This is a genomic window from Burkholderia sp. BCC0097 (genome assembly GCF_902832985.1).
GTDB lineage: Bacteria > Pseudomonadota > Gammaproteobacteria > Burkholderiales > Burkholderiaceae > Burkholderia > Burkholderia orbicola.
On record NZ_CADFDM010000002.1, the window covers coordinates 686,687 to 699,942 of the forward strand.

The window sequence follows — 13,256 nt, forward strand, 5'->3', positions numbered from 1 at the left end:
TCGCGCGCGCCGCGCCGGACCTCGCCTCGACCTGTTTCAACCTCACAAACGGCCTGACGCTACCCACGCCGCGCTTTCCACCCGCCGGCAGCGATTGGCCCACAGCTAAGCTGACCGAACGATCCAGATTTCGTCACATTCCGTCGGAATGTTGCGCAGTATCATCCACGTCGCTTCGGCTACGACGCGTTCGGACTGGGCCTGACCGCTCGCCACCTTCCCGTTTTGCCCCTTCGTTTACCGATGCCCATTCGAATCCTGCTCGTCGAAGACGACGTCCCGCTGTCCGCGCTGATCGCCGACTATCTGCGCAAGCATCATTACCTGGTGGACACGTTGTGCGACGGCGCCGGCGCGGTACCGGCGATCGTCGCGAGCCGCCCCGATCTCGTGCTGCTCGACGTCAACCTGCCGGGCAAGGACGGCTTCGAGATCTGCCGCGAGGCGCGCATGCGTTACGACGGCATCGTCATCATGGTGACGGGCCGCGACGAACCGTTCGACGAATTGCTCGGCCTGGAACTCGGTGCGGACGACTTTCTCCGCAAGCCGGTCGAGCCGCGCCTGCTGCTCGCGCGGATCAAGGCGCAGTTGCGGCGCACGCGCGTGCCGGCCGGCGAGCCCGTGCCGGATTCGCCGCAGCGATACGTGTTCGGCAAGTTCTCGATCGACCGGGCCGACCGTCGCGTGCATCTTCCCGACGGCAGCATGCCGCGCCTGACGTCGACCGAATTCGACCTGCTGTGGGCGCTCGTATGCCGCGCGGGCGAAGTGGTCAGCCGGGAAGACCTGACGCTGCTGCTGCGCGGCATCGCGTTCGACGGCCTCGATCGTTCGATCGACGGCCGCATCTCGAAGCTGCGCCGCAAGCTGCGCGACGATGCGAACGAACCGAAACGGATCAAGACCATCCGCTCCAAGGGCTATCAGTTCAGCAAGCACGCGTGGGATTGACGCCGCGCAGGGGCCGGCGAACGGCGTTGCGCGAGCGCGGCCCGCGAAATTCGGCGCGCGCTTGCGGCTACTGCGTGCGCGTCGCATCGGCATCCGCATTCGAATTCGTGCCCGGGCCGGCCTGCCATCCGCCGCCGAGCGCCTTGTACAGCGCGACGAGATCGGTGGTCGTCTGCAACGCGCCCTGCTCGGCCTGCTGCCGGCCCTCCGACCATTGCCGCTCGGCATCCAGCACGTCGAGGAACGGCGACAACCCTTTCCGGTAGCGATCGCGCGCGAGATCCAGCGCGCCCTGTTCGGCCTTCACCGCGTCGTCGAGCGCGGCCGCGCGCGCCTGGTCGGTGCGGTACACGGCCAGCGCATTGTCGACGTCGCGCAGCGCCAGGAGCACGGCTTGCCGGTAGGCGAGCGCCGCTTCCGCCTGGCGCGCCTGCGACAGCCGCAGGTTCGACACGAGCTGCCCGCCGGAGAAGATCGGCAGCGAGATGGCCGGCCCGAACGAATAGAACAGGTGCGACCAGTGCGCGAGTTCGCGCACGTGCGACGCACGCAGCCCGACTTGCCCCGTCAACGAGATGTCCGGATAGAACTGCGCGACCGCGACGCCGACGTCGGCGGTAGCCGCATGCAATTCGGCCTCCGCGCGGCGGATGTCGGGCCGCCGGCGCGCGAGCGTCGACGGCAGGCCGACGGGCACGGTCGGCGGCACGTCCGGCAATGCGCGCGGCGCGTCGAGCCAGTCGTCGAGCGCGCCTGGCGCACCGCCCACCAGATACGCGAGGCCGTTGCGCAGCAGCACGATCTGCTGGTCGAACTGCGGCAGTTGCGCATGGATCTGCGCGAGCCGGGCTTCGGCGCTGCGCACGTCGAGATCGCTCGCGAGGCCGTGCGCGGCCTGCTCGCGCGTCAGATCGAGCAGTTCCCGCTGCGCGCGTTGCAGATCGTCGGCCAGCGCGCGCTGCGCTTGCGCGCCGCGCAGTTGCAGATAGGTCTGCGCGACTTCGGCCTCCAGCGACAGCAACGCATCGTCGCGGCTGGCGATCGCCGCGCTCGTCTGCGCGCCGGCCGCTTCGACCGAGCGGCGCACCCGGCCGAACAGGTCCAGCTCCCACGATGCGTCGAACCCGGCCTGCCACAGGTTGACCGGCGCTTCGAGCGCATCGAGCGCGCCACGCGCGCCTTGCTGCACGCTCGCGCCGGTACCCGGCCCGAACCGGTCGAGCGGCGAGCCCGGCGCGCCGAGGCGATCGATTCGCTGGTCGATGCCCTGCTCCTCGACAATACCTTTCAGGCCGAGCTGCTCGCGCTGGTAGCTCGCGGTCGCCCGCACGTCCGGCAAACCCTGCGCGGCAGCCGCGCGGACCTGCGCGCGCGCCTCGGCGATGCGCAGCACGGCGGCCTGCACGTCGAGGTTGTCATGCGCGGCACGCTCGACGAGCTGGTCGAGCAGCGGATCGCCGAACGCGCGCCACCAGCGCGGATCGGGATCGGCGCTCGTCACCGGCGACGACGGCGCATGCGCGCCGGGGGCCGATGCAGCCGATGCAGCCGATGCCGCGGATGCGCCCGATGCCGGCGATGCCGCGCCCGCGGCCTGCAAGTCATGCCAGTTGGCCGGCGCGTCCGCCTGCGGCGGCTTGAAATCCGGCCCGACGGTACAGCCCGCGAGCACCGCGCAGGCGGCGAGCATCGCGGCGATCCCGCGTGCGGGTAGCGAATGTCGGCGACGGCCGCGTCGATGCATCGTCATCGTCAATGTCCTCCCGCGCCGCCCGCGGCCTTCGCCGGCGAGAACAGGAACGTCAGCGGAATGCTGAACGCGCAGAACACCGCGAGGATCGCGAACACGTCGATATACGCGAGGATCGTCGCCTGTTCGATGAAGGTCTGGTACAGCCGCCCGCTCGCCGTCTGCAGCGCGGCCGACGGCTGCGCGCCCGTCAGCGCGCCGATCGCGCGCGCATTCTCCTGCAACGCGTCCTGGAAGTTCTGCGACAGCGTCGACATGTGCGTGGACAGATGTGCCATGCGCGCCTGCGTGCGCTCGCGGATCAGCGCGGTCGACACCGAGATGCCGATCGAGCCCGCGACGTTGCGGAACATCGTGAACAGCGCGGACGCGTCGTCGTTGAGCCGCTGCGGCACGGTCAGGTACGCAAGCGTCGTGATCGGCACGAACATGAAGCCGATCGCGAGCGACTGCGCGCACCGGATCATCATCAGGTGCGTGTAGTCGATGTCGGGCACCAGCGTGCGCGAATAGATCAGCGAGCCGCACAGCAGCACGAAGCCGAATCCGACCAGATAGCGCGTCTGCACGTGCGGCATCAGCCGGCTCACGAGCGGAATCTCGAGCGTGATCAGCAGCGCGCCGGGCGACAGCACGAGCCCCGCGAGCGTCGCCGTGTAGCCGAGACGCTGCTGCGCGAGCTGCGGCACGATCACCGCGCTGCCGTACAGCACGGCCGCGAACGTCGCGATCGTCACGCAGCCGAGCGCGAAATTGCGGTCGCGCAGGCACGACAGGTCGACCACCGGTTTCTTCGTACGCAGCAGCCACAGCGTCGCGCCGACCAGCCCGAGCACGGACAGCACGGCAAAGACGCGGATGAAGTTCGAGCCGAACCAGTCCTCGTCCTCGCCGCGATCGAGCATCACCTGCAGGCAGCCGAGCCCGATCGCGATCAGCCCGATGCCGATGTAGTCGATCGAGATCCCGCGCTCGGCGTCGCGCCGCCACGGCGGATCCTCGACGAGCTGCATCACCGCGAGCACGGTCAGCGCGCCGATCGGCACGTTGAGCAGGAACACCCAGCGCCACGAGAAATGGTCGGTGATCCAGCCGCCGAGCGTCGGCCCGAGCACCGGCGCGACGACGATCGCGATCGCCGAAATCGAGAACGCGCGATTGCGCTGCTCGGGCGGAAACGTATCGAGGATGATCGACTGCTGGTTCGGCTGCAGCCCGCCGCCGAACAGCCCTTGCAGCACGCGGAACACGATCAGTTCGCCGAGGTTGGTCGCGACGCCGCACAGGAACGAGCACACGGTAAACGCGGCGATGCACAGCAGGAAGTAGCGCTTGCGGCCGAGCAGGCGCCCGAGGAACCCCGAAATCGGCAGCACGATGCCGTTCGCGACGAGGTACGAGGTGAGCGTCCAGGTCGCCTCGTCGTAGCTCGCCGACATCGTGCCGGCGATGTGCGGCAGCGCGACGTTGACGATCGTCGTGTCGAGCACTTCCATGAATGCGGCGAGCGTGACGACGATCGCGATGAGCCACAGGTTCGCGGCGGGTCGCCAGGTGCCGCCGGACGCGCCGCTGCGCTCAGGCGGCCGGTTCATCGGCGGGCCTCGCGAAACGGGAACGGCATGCGGGTATCGGGCATCGGATCGCTCCGGTCGACACCGGCCGCGGCGCGGCGGCCGGTCATTTCAGGTGGACGGTCGGCACGGCCGACAGGCCGAGACCGAGCGGTGGACGGGTCGGCAGCGGGCCGTCGAGCACGATCTTCACCGGCACGCGCTGCACGATCTTCACGAAGTTGCCGGTCGCGTTCTCGGTCGGAAATGCGGAGAAGCGCGAGCCGCTGCCGAGCTGGATGCTGTCGACGTGACCGTGCAGGTCGAGATCGGGATACGCGTCGACCGACACGTCGACACGGTCGCCGATGCGCATCCGCTCGAGCTGCGACTCCTTGAAATTCGCGGTGACCCACACGCGCGGCGTGACGATCGAGAAGATCGACGTGCCCGGTTGCAGGAACGAGCCCAGTTGCACGTTGCGCCGCGTGACCCAGCCGTCGGACGGCGCGCGCATCTCGCAGTACGACAGGTTCAGGTTGGCCGTCTCGAGCTGCGCGCGCGCCTGCAGCACCTGCTGGCGGCGTTCCTCGACGGCCGTCTCGGCCTGCCGGATCTGCTGCGGCACGAGGCTCGCGGTGCGCGCCTGCGCCTGGGCCATCGCGACGTTCGCGTCGGCGGTCGCGCGCTGCGCATCGGCCGCGTCGATCGCCTGCTGCGAGGTTGCGCGCGCATCGACCGCCCGCTGGCGGGACTGCGCGGCGAGCGCCTGCCGGTACGCGGCTTCCGCCGATTCGATCTGCGCGCGCGCCTGCCGGTACTGGGCCGGATACTGCACGCGCGCGATATCGAGCTGCACGCGCGCCGCATCGAGCTGCGCCTGCGCGAGACCGAGCTGGGCCTGCGCCGCGTCGACCTGCGCGCGGTAGTCGCGCGGATCGATCTCGACGAGCACGTCGCCGCGCCGCACGAAGGTGTTGTCGTCGACCGCCAGGCGCGTCACGTAGCCGGACACGTGCGGCGCGACCGCGATCGCGTTGCCGTCGGTATACGCATCGTCGGTGCTTTCCTGGTTGCGCGTCGCGAACCACCACACGAGCCCGCCGATGAGCAGCACGAACACCACCGCGCCGAGGATGATCAGCGGTTTCTTGCCGGGCCGCTTGCGTTCGCCGTCGCCGTCGTTGCCATTCCCGTCGCCGCCGGTGCGGCCGCCGCGATCGTCGTGCGGATGGTCGTCGCCGCCACCGCCGCCCGGCGCATCGGTCGGGTGCTCGCCGTTGCGGCCTGGCGCTGCGCCCGAGCCGCCGCCGGAGTGGCCGTCGCCTGCACGGGCGATGGCGGTGGACCCGCGCTCGAACGCAGGCGCTAACGCCGGCCAAGGCGCGCGCATCGGTGTTATCGGCCTCATCGGCCTCATCGGCGTCGACCGGGCGACACCGGCCACCGCCGGCGCGTACGCGTCCGGCGCGCCGGTGCCGCGCCGTCCGGGCGTCAACGCGCGCCGGACCGCGACGCACCATCGCTCACGAACGGACAACGGGCACAGGATCGCATCGGGCATGAAACGGGGCTCCAGGCGGCGGCGCGGGCGACATTGCTCGCGCCGACCTCAAGCGCGCGATCAAGCAAACGGCGGGCCCGGCCACCTGCTTCGTCCGATCACGGCATGCGCGATGCGCGACGCGTGCATTACGACCGCCCCGACAGGACTCGCGAACCATGACACGCTCGACCTCACTGGACACCGACACACGCGGCGAAGATCGCGGCGACAGCACGCCCGGCCCCGAAGGCAAGCGCCGGGGCACGGGCACGCCGCCGCCGCGCAGCGCCCACGACCCCGCCGAAGGCAAGCCGACCGGGCCGGGAAGCGGGACGCCGCCGCATCGGCCCGACGAAACGGACGGCTCGCGATAGTCCACGCGTCGCGCCGCACCGCCCATCCGCCCTCGATGGCCGGCGGCAGAAATGACAAGCCGTTGAAAAATCGCGGCCCGCGATCAGGCAGCGGCCCTGAAACGTTCGCATGCCGGCCGGTGCGGCGGCGAAGCGGGCATGCACGTTGCTGCACAAGGCCCCGGATCTTTCAATCACCCGTTGCCTGCCTTGCATGATGCTACCCGACCCGGCCGATTTCCCTGTTCGCGCGGTGCCGCTGGCGCCACTGGCGAAGGAACGCGCGACGATCATCTGCCATCGCAACCAGCGCGTGCTGCTGGTCGCGCGCGGGCGGGCGTCGCGCTGGACGTTGCCGGGCGGCGTGATTCGGCGCGGCGAATCGGCGCTCGACGCCGCGCATCGCGAACTTCGGGAGGAAACGGGGCTCGCCGATCTCGAACTCGCTTATTTCTTCCACGTGGACGGCAGCGTGAAACGCCATCACGTCTTCGTCGCGAGCCTGCCGCGCGGCGCGCACGCGTGCCCGGGCCGGGAAATCGCGCTGTGCCGCTGGGTCGGTATCGACGCGGTATCACACTGGCCGGCAAGCGCGCCGACGCAGCGCATCATCCGTCAGTTCGCGGGCCTGTGCGTGGCGAGCGACCTGCAACCGCGCGTGCTCACGCGTCTTTCGTCGTCTCGTTGAGCCCTGCGACCGGCGGCCGCGGATCGCGAGCGAGCCCTTGCGCGAAGACCTTCAGCCCGTCGAGCAGCGGCGCCAACGCGTCCCACAGCGCCTCGTCGTGCAGCAGCCGGTAGACACCGCGCACGCCGGGCGCGACATGCTCGTGCTGCGACGGCTGCCACGAGCCGACGTGATGCAGCGCGTCGGCCGCCGCGAATGCGGCACGGCTGAACTGCTCCGGCGGAATGCGCGACAGCGCCGTCACGAGCACCGCGAGATTCTCCATGCCGCTCTGCATGCCGGGCTTGTCGAGCGCGTCGACAAACGTATCGGCCAGCCGCGCGTTGGCGCTGACGACCTCGTTCGCGAAGCGCAGGAAGCCGTGCCGATGCAGGCTGCCGAGCAGGTGTTCGAGCGCGTCGTGCGCGCCGGGCTCCGGATGCGGAGGCGTCGTGTCGGGGGGCTGGCGTTCGTTCATGGGCTTGCTCCGGTTGGGGCGCCAGGCTGCCGTCGTGCCGGCAGCCGTGCGTGCGCCGAATGCGTGTCGTACTCGTTCGCCGGCCCCCGCCGGTGCGGGCAGCCGCGGCCGCGTCAGTGCGAATGCCCGTCGGGCGACGCCTTGTATTCGCTGCGCGCGCCCATCGCGTCCTCGACGTGATGCACGCCATGCAGCGCGGCAACGCCGTCGATCAGCGCCTGACGTTCGGCTTCCTCGACCTGTCCGGTCAGGCACACGTTGCCGCGCTCGACGCTCACGTCGATGTCGCGCGGGCGTGCGACGAGCCGGCCGAGCGCCGCACGCACGCGCTCGGCCACCTGCACGTCGCTCGCATCGCCCGCGAGCCAGTCCGCCCGCAGGCCGGCGATCGCGCCGCGCGCATGGTCGGCCGCCCGCTTCACCTGCGTATTCGCATAATCGGCCACGTCGTGCCGGCCCGCAACCGCCTTGTCGCGCAGATAAGCGCGTCGGCGCCGGCCGGACGCCGGATCGAGGAAGTACATCGCGGCCGCCCCGCAAGCGACGGCCACCGCAAGATTCAACAACGGATTCGAAGGAGTTCTGGAGTTCATGGAGGCACCGTGGGCAATACCCGGAACGACCGGGCTTCGTTTCGGCATGCAGCACGTGCCGTTCCCCCGCTGCGAGCGGCGCATGCAAGCCATCGCGCCACGGCGTGCCGACAGAAACGACAAGCGTTTGAAAAATCATCGGGCCGCGCATCGCTCGATCGGAAGATCCGACGATCACGATTCGGGGGGCGTGTCGGCCGTTTCCGCGCGCCTCCCGCCCGGCTCGTCCTCGCCGCGCTCGGCCGCGCGCTGCGCCATTTCGACATAGGTCTGCGCCAACGCGCGCAACTCCTCCTCCGACGCATCCTCGATCCCGATCAGCCGGTCGCTCGCCGCGCGCGTGACCGCGAGCAGCTCGTCGAGCTTCAGGTGCAACGCCACGCTGTCGCGGTTCTGGTTGCGCTGCAGCAGGAACACCATCAGGAACGTGATGATCGTGGTGCCGGTATTGATGACGAGTTGCCACGCGTCGGAGTAATGAAACAGCGGCCCGCTCACGAGCCACAGCACGGTGATCGCGACCGCGCTGCCGAACGCCACCGGCGAGCCGGCCCACGTGGTCACGCTCGACGCAAAACGTTCGAACGTGCGGGTGACGGCGTTCCCGGCCGGCCGGGAACCGGCGCCGGGCCCGCACGCCGTGTCGCGCCGGTCGCTCGGTGGTACGTTGGGTTCGCGCATGAAAGCCTCCGGATTCGATGTTCTGTTTGAATCGCGCGCAGGAGCCGCCGCGTCGCCTGCCGCGAACCGGTCGCAAGCCGGGCGTTTGGGGTTCGGTCCCGTGTACGCGCCGTCGAGACAAGCATCGCGCGTGCCCGGCCCGCAGCCCGTGTGGGCTTTACCGCGGCGCGTGCGTGTCCTCGTCGTCCGGGAAATAGCGCGCGTCGGTCAATTGCGCGATGCCGTCGAGATCCGGGAAGATCGTCGCGATACTCACGCCGACACCGGCCAGCTCCCGCCGGATCGTCGCGAACCGGGCACCCGGCACGACGATACGCATCAGGCGGCCGGCGAGGTCCGCATGCTCGTCGAGCGGCACGAAGCGCTCGGCGCCGGCGTCGTAGCAGTGAATCGTGAACCAGCCGTCCTGCGCGGTGATCCTCGGCATCACGTGGCGCGGCCGGAATACCTTGGTGCGCGTGACCCGCAGCGGCGCGCGCCGTTCGGCGGCGGTCGCGATGTCGTCGGCGTCGTGCGACAGGCACCACACCACGCCGTCTCCGCCCGCTTCGCCCGCGCGCCGGACCGCGAACCACAGCGCGGCGAGCGCGTTGCCCGACCAGTCGAGCAGGCGCGTGCGCATCCCGTGCTGCTGCGCGAGCGCGAGCCAGTCGCATGCATCGAGGTTCTGCCCGGGCTCCAGATGCGGCAGCGCGCGCCGCGTGAATTCGTCGAGCATCCGCGCTTCCACGTCGGGCGACGCGCGCTGCCGCGCGATGCCGGGCACGAGCGGCCAGCCGGCGTTGCACTGGCCGCGAAAGAGCCGCAGCGCCATCGTCTGCCGCTGCGCGCCGATCGCGGCCATGTAGTCGGCCACGCTGTCGACCGAGCGGCCCGCCGCCTCGTGCTTACCGTCCATGCATCGCGCCTCCTTTCGCGGCCGACAGGACGCACGGCCACCGCATCGGCACGTGTCCGGTATCGCCGCTTGTCGGATGCAGAACCATCGATACAGCCGGCTGCCTGTCGCCGTCTCGCATCGCGGTTCACGGCGTCTTGCCGTGCTCCTTCTGCCAGCGCTCCATCAGCGCGATCTCGTCGCGCTGCGCGGCGACGATCCGGCTCGCGAGCTGCCGCAGCGTCGGGTCCTTGCCGTATTTGAGCTCGACCTGCGCCATGTCGATCGCGCCCTGGTGATGCGGCGCCATGTGTGAGACGAAATCGCGATCGGCATCGCCGGTGTACGGCGCGCTCTCCATCGCTTCCATCATTTTTCGGTCCGCTCGCTTGAACGCCTGCGTGGACGTGTCGGGCACGCTGGCGGGATTGGACGGGCGCAACTGCCCGGCCGCGGGCAGCGCCGACGCGCACGCGGCCAGCAGTGCGCAGGCGGCGGAACGGCGTATGAATGAACGGTTGAATCCAGGCATGAGACGACTCCTCGACAAGAGATTGAACGGTTCGCGTACGGCGCCCTCTCTCGCACGCACACGTCGTACCGGCCGTTGGCGGGGCCGCGCCGCGCGATTCACCGCCATCGCGCACGCGCATGCGCGTCGCCGCGTGCCGCCAGCGCGCGGATGCGGTCGGCGGTACGGCACGCGATCGCCTGGATCGTCAGCGACGGATTCACGCCGCCCACCGTCGGAAACACCGAGCCGTCGCACACCCACAGGTTCGGGATGTCCCAGCTGCGGCAGTCCGCATCGACGACGCTCGTCGCCGGGTCGTCGCCCATCCGCGCGGTGCCGGCGAGATGGCACGTGTCGTCTTCCTCGTGCCAGATGTCGCGCGCGCCGGCCGCTTCCAGCGAACGCGCCATCTGCGCGAGCGCATGGCGGATCATCCGGCGGTCGTTGTCGTCGTACGAATAGGTGACGCGCGCGACCGGTAGCCCGAACGCGTCGCGCTCGTCGGCGAGCGTCACGCGGTTGTCCGCGCACGGCAGCGTCTCGCCGACGATCTTCAGGCCGGCCTGGAAGTTGTAGCGCGCCATCTCGCGCTTGAGCGCATCCCCCCACAGCCCGCGCGCGGCGACCTTGCGCGCCCATTCGATCGGCAGCGGCCCCTGGCTCATCCAGCAATAGCCGCCGAAGAAATCCTTGCCTTCGTCCGCGTAGTTCCAGTGCTCGGTGATCGACAGCGACGGCGGCCCCTTGTACCAGCGCACTTCGTCGTCCATCGTCCCCCACGATGCCTGGTTGAGCTGCGCCATCAGGTAGCGGCCGACGAGGCCCGAGCTGTTCGCGAGCCCCTGCGGATGCCGCCCGTTCGCGGACAGCAGCAACAGGCGCGGCGTCTCGATCGCATAACCGGCGACGACGACGTTGCGCGCGCGCTGGAACCGGGTGCGGCCATCGCGCCGGTAGTGCACGCCGGTCACGCGATCGCCTTCGGCGTCGATCCGCAGCGCCATCGCGAGATCGCGCACTTCGGCGCCGGCCGCGACCGCGCGCGGTATCCACGTGACGAGCGCGCTCTGCTTCGCGTTGGTCGCGCAGCCGGCGATGCAGAAGCCGCGATACACGCACGGATGCGCGCGGCCGCGCGGCGCGGACAGCGTCGCGAGCGGCGTCGGCGTCCAGTCGATGCCCATGGCCTCCGCGCCGCGCGCGAGCACGAGCGCGGCCGCATTCAGTTCGTGTGCGCGATACGGGTAGCGCGGCCGCGGCGGGCCCCACGGATAGTTCACCGGCCCGCTGATCTTCAACGCCTGTTCGACCTCGCGGTAGTAGCGCCACATCTCGCGCCAGTCGAGCGGCCAGTCGACGCCGTAGCCGAGCGCGCTACGCGAGCGAAACCACTCGGGCCGGAAGCGCAGCGACACCATCGCGAAATGCACGGTGCTGCCGCCGATCGCCCGGCCGCTGTTGTTGGTGCCGAGCGTGAGCGGATCAGCGCCGTCGCAGATCCGCTCGTCGGTCCAGAACAGCTTGTGCTGATGCGTCTCGTCCGACGCGAATTCCTCGAGCGGCCGCCACCAGGCGCCCGCATCGAGCGCGACGACCGAGAAACCGTATTCGGCGAGCTTGCACGCGAGCGTGCCGCCGCCGGCGCCGGTGCCGACAATCACGAAGTCGACCGCGTCGTCGTCGCGGAACATCCGCATCGGCGACCAGCCGCCGACGCGCAACGGATCGGGCGCACGGCCGTCGCGGCCGCGCGGCGTCGGGGCGGACAGCGGTTCATCGGCGGCCATCGCGATCGCCCTCCTCCACGCGCATTTCCGCTTCCCACGGGTCGCGGCGGTTGAAGTCCATCCGCACGTAGCCGCGCGGGCTCGCGGGGCCGCCGAAGCCGATCTCGTTCCATGCGAACGGATGGCCGTAATACGCGCCGCAGATATCCATCAGCACGCGCTTCATGAAGAACGTCTGCGGGTCCATGCCGGCCCAGGCCGGCGCTACCCGCGGATCGACGTCGCCTTTCTGGACCGCCTGCAGCAACGCATCGGCATCGCGTGCACCGAGCGTCGCGAACGAGCAGCCATACGCGTGCCGCGCCATTGCGTCGAGCGCGGCGAGCCCCGTCTGCCAGGCAGCTCGCAGCGGCGGCAGGCGTGCATCGCGATAGCCGTCGCCGCCGTCGGCCGCGAGCCGCGCGTCGACCAATGCCGCGGTTGGAATCGCGCCAGCGCCGCCCGGCTGCTGCGGGACGATGCGCGCGCACAACGCGCCGAGCGTCGCGAATCGTTCGGGATCCAGATAGCGCGGCGCATTGGCCGCGACGCGCAGCCGCGCATCGATCGCGCGCCGTGTTGCATCGTTCCACGACGGCGTATCGCGCTTGGCGAGCACGTCGTAGCCCGGGTAGCGCGGCAGCGCGACGGGCTTGCGGTTCACGTCGCTCATGGCGCCTCCCGTTCGGCGAGCGCGGTCGCGGCGAGCCCCGCGATCGCGAGCGCGGTGAAGCTCGGCGGCGCCGGCAGCGGCGGCCCCGAAAGCAGGTTCTGCGACCAGTTGCGCCAGCCGCCCATCTGCCGCGCGACGCCGCGCGCATGGAAGGCAACGCCGACGCACCCGAGCACGGCCGTCGCGCGCAGCCATCCGCGACAGAAGCGTCGGTCGGCGCGCGGGCGCGACAGCGCGAGCTGCGCGGTCGCCAGCGCGGCGAGCGGCGGCACGACGACCGGCGCGAACATCGCGCGATGCTGGAATGCGCCGCGAAAATGCAGCAGCCCGACTTCGCCGAGCGTGCCGACTAGGCCCGCCGTGACCAGTGCGGCCAGCGCGCGCCCCGCCGGCAGTCCGGCGAGCCGCGGCGCGTCGGCCGGGCTCTCGCGCAGCCGCTCGCCCGCCGCGCCCAGCGCGCCCGACAGCAGCAGCGCGAACGGCGCGCCGAGCGGTGCGCCGTAGAACAGGTTGTGCCAACTGAATCCACCGGGCCGCTTCGTCACGTTGTACAGGTGGAACGCCGAGCCGGCGACGCCCACCGCGGCCGACGCGACGTGCACCGCGTCGCGCAGCCGATGGCGCGCGGGCGTGTCGTCCGCGTGACCGTGCACGCTCGCGATCACCGACAGCGTCGACATCGCGAGCGGCGCGAGCATCGCGCGATTGTGAAAGGTGCCGCGATAGTGCTCGACGCCGCTGTCGGCGAGCACCGAGCCGGCCAGCAGCAACGCGCTGCGGTTCAACAGTCGCGCGGCGTCGGCCAGCAACCTGTCACGCTCGGCGGCGCGATGTCGGGGGTGTCGCATCGT

General features: G+C 70.6%; 14 protein-coding genes. 3 read left to right on the forward strand and 11 right to left on the reverse strand.

All coding sequences use genetic code 11. The features are described 5' to 3' along the window. Positions 1–243 precede the first annotated feature (243 nt). Positions 244–954 (forward strand): response regulator, encoded by a 711-nt coding sequence (locus HWX07_RS08365; protein WP_175875936.1) that lies wholly within the window; start codon positions 244–246, stop codon positions 952–954. 67 nt (positions 955–1,021) lie between these two features. Here the strand turns inward: HWX07_RS08365 and HWX07_RS08370 are convergent, their stop codons facing one another. The 3 genes from HWX07_RS08370 to HWX07_RS08380 form a co-directional block, all read right to left on the reverse strand. After that, positions 1,022–2,704 (reverse strand): efflux transporter outer membrane subunit, encoded by a 1,683-nt coding sequence (locus HWX07_RS08370; RefSeq protein WP_175875937.1) that lies wholly within the window; start codon positions 2,702–2,704, stop codon positions 1,022–1,024. A 2-nt stretch (positions 2,705–2,706) separates the two neighbouring features. Then, positions 2,707–4,299, reverse strand: a complete 1,593-nt coding sequence (locus tag HWX07_RS08375) for a DHA2 family efflux MFS transporter permease subunit (RefSeq protein WP_175875938.1) — start codon at positions 4,297–4,299, stop codon at positions 2,707–2,709. An 85-nt stretch (positions 4,300–4,384) separates the two neighbouring features. Next, on the reverse strand, positions 4,385–5,821 hold the full coding sequence (locus HWX07_RS08380; RefSeq protein WP_175875939.1) for an HlyD family secretion protein: 1,437 nt from the start codon (positions 5,819–5,821) through the stop codon (positions 4,385–4,387). 158 nt (positions 5,822–5,979) lie between these two features. Between HWX07_RS08380 and HWX07_RS08385 the strand changes: the two genes are divergently transcribed. Both HWX07_RS08385 and HWX07_RS08390 read left to right on the forward strand, forming a co-directional pair. Then, a complete protein-coding gene (locus HWX07_RS08385; protein ID WP_175875940.1) occupies positions 5,980–6,177 on the forward strand; it encodes a hypothetical protein in 198 nt (65 codons plus the stop codon). Between the two features lie 193 nt (positions 6,178–6,370). Next, the gene (locus HWX07_RS08390; RefSeq protein WP_175875941.1) at positions 6,371–6,844 is read left to right on the forward strand and encodes an NUDIX hydrolase; all 474 of its coding nucleotides are present in this window, start codon (positions 6,371–6,373) and stop codon (positions 6,842–6,844) included. On the opposite strand, the gene HWX07_RS08395 is transcribed toward HWX07_RS08390, so the two are convergent. From HWX07_RS08395 to HWX07_RS08430, 8 genes are all read right to left on the reverse strand, one after another. After that, positions 6,819–7,301 (reverse strand): DUF1641 domain-containing protein, encoded by a 483-nt coding sequence (locus tag HWX07_RS08395; RefSeq protein WP_175875942.1) that lies wholly within the window; start codon positions 7,299–7,301, stop codon positions 6,819–6,821. The two genes, HWX07_RS08390 and HWX07_RS08395, sit on opposite strands and share 26 nt — an antisense overlap. A gap of 113 nt (positions 7,302–7,414) precedes the next feature. Beyond that, entirely contained in the window at positions 7,415–7,894 is a 480-nt protein-coding gene (locus HWX07_RS08400; protein ID WP_027806235.1) for a BON domain-containing protein, read from the reverse strand. A gap of 174 nt (positions 7,895–8,068) precedes the next feature. Further along, a complete protein-coding gene (locus HWX07_RS08405) occupies positions 8,069–8,575 on the reverse strand; it encodes a low affinity iron permease family protein (protein ID WP_175875943.1) in 507 nt (168 codons plus the stop codon). 157 nt (positions 8,576–8,732) lie between these two features. Beyond that, entirely contained in the window at positions 8,733–9,473 is a 741-nt protein-coding gene (locus HWX07_RS08410) for an FRG domain-containing protein (protein WP_175875944.1), read from the reverse strand. Positions 9,474–9,600: 127 nt separating this feature from the next. Further along, on the reverse strand, positions 9,601–9,984 hold the full coding sequence (locus tag HWX07_RS08415; protein WP_175875945.1) for a DUF305 domain-containing protein: 384 nt from the start codon (positions 9,982–9,984) through the stop codon (positions 9,601–9,603). Positions 9,985–10,082: 98 nt separating this feature from the next. After that, positions 10,083–11,753 carry a GMC family oxidoreductase gene (locus tag HWX07_RS08420; RefSeq protein WP_175875946.1) on the reverse strand — a complete coding sequence of 557 codons (1,671 nt, stop codon included), beginning with the start codon at positions 11,751–11,753 and terminating at the stop codon, positions 10,083–10,085. Then, positions 11,740–12,405 carry a gluconate 2-dehydrogenase subunit 3 family protein gene (locus tag HWX07_RS08425; protein WP_175875947.1) on the reverse strand — a complete coding sequence of 222 codons (666 nt, stop codon included), beginning with the start codon at positions 12,403–12,405 and terminating at the stop codon, positions 11,740–11,742. Before HWX07_RS08425 ends, HWX07_RS08420 begins: the two co-directional genes overlap by 14 nt. Next, entirely contained in the window at positions 12,402–13,253 is an 852-nt protein-coding gene (locus tag HWX07_RS08430) for a hypothetical protein (RefSeq protein ID WP_175875948.1), read from the reverse strand. Before HWX07_RS08430 ends, HWX07_RS08425 begins: the two co-directional genes overlap by 4 nt. Positions 13,254–13,256: the final 3 nt, after the last annotated feature.

Bases quoted from the DNA above. Each gene is read 5' to 3' on its own strand.
- HWX07_RS08365 (WP_175875936.1), top strand. From the start codon at position 244: ATGCCCATTCGAATCCTGCTCGTCGAAGACGACGTCCCGCTGTCCGCG.
- HWX07_RS08370 (WP_175875937.1), bottom strand. From the start codon at position 2,704: ATGACGATGCATCGACGCGGCCGTCGCCGACATTCGCTACCCGCACGC.
- HWX07_RS08375 (WP_175875938.1), bottom strand. From the start codon at position 4,299: ATGAACCGGCCGCCTGAGCGCAGCGGCGCGTCCGGCGGCACCTGGCGA.
- HWX07_RS08380 (WP_175875939.1), bottom strand. From the start codon at position 5,821: ATGCCCGATGCGATCCTGTGCCCGTTGTCCGTTCGTGAGCGATGGTGC.
- HWX07_RS08385 (WP_175875940.1), top strand. From the start codon at position 5,980: ATGACACGCTCGACCTCACTGGACACCGACACACGCGGCGAAGATCGC.
- HWX07_RS08390 (WP_175875941.1), top strand. From the start codon at position 6,371: ATGATGCTACCCGACCCGGCCGATTTCCCTGTTCGCGCGGTGCCGCTG.
- HWX07_RS08395 (WP_175875942.1), bottom strand. From the start codon at position 7,301: ATGAACGAACGCCAGCCCCCCGACACGACGCCTCCGCATCCGGAGCCC.
- HWX07_RS08400 (WP_027806235.1), bottom strand. From the start codon at position 7,894: ATGAACTCCAGAACTCCTTCGAATCCGTTGTTGAATCTTGCGGTGGCC.
- HWX07_RS08405 (WP_175875943.1), bottom strand. From the start codon at position 8,575: ATGCGCGAACCCAACGTACCACCGAGCGACCGGCGCGACACGGCGTGC.
- HWX07_RS08410 (WP_175875944.1), bottom strand. From the start codon at position 9,473: ATGGACGGTAAGCACGAGGCGGCGGGCCGCTCGGTCGACAGCGTGGCC.
- HWX07_RS08415 (WP_175875945.1), bottom strand. From the start codon at position 9,984: ATGCCTGGATTCAACCGTTCATTCATACGCCGTTCCGCCGCCTGCGCA.
- HWX07_RS08420 (WP_175875946.1), bottom strand. From the start codon at position 11,753: ATGGCCGCCGATGAACCGCTGTCCGCCCCGACGCCGCGCGGCCGCGAC.
- HWX07_RS08425 (WP_175875947.1), bottom strand. From the start codon at position 12,405: ATGAGCGACGTGAACCGCAAGCCCGTCGCGCTGCCGCGCTACCCGGGC.
- HWX07_RS08430 (WP_175875948.1), bottom strand. From the start codon at position 13,253: ATGCGACACCCCCGACATCGCGCCGCCGAGCGTGACAGGTTGCTGGCC.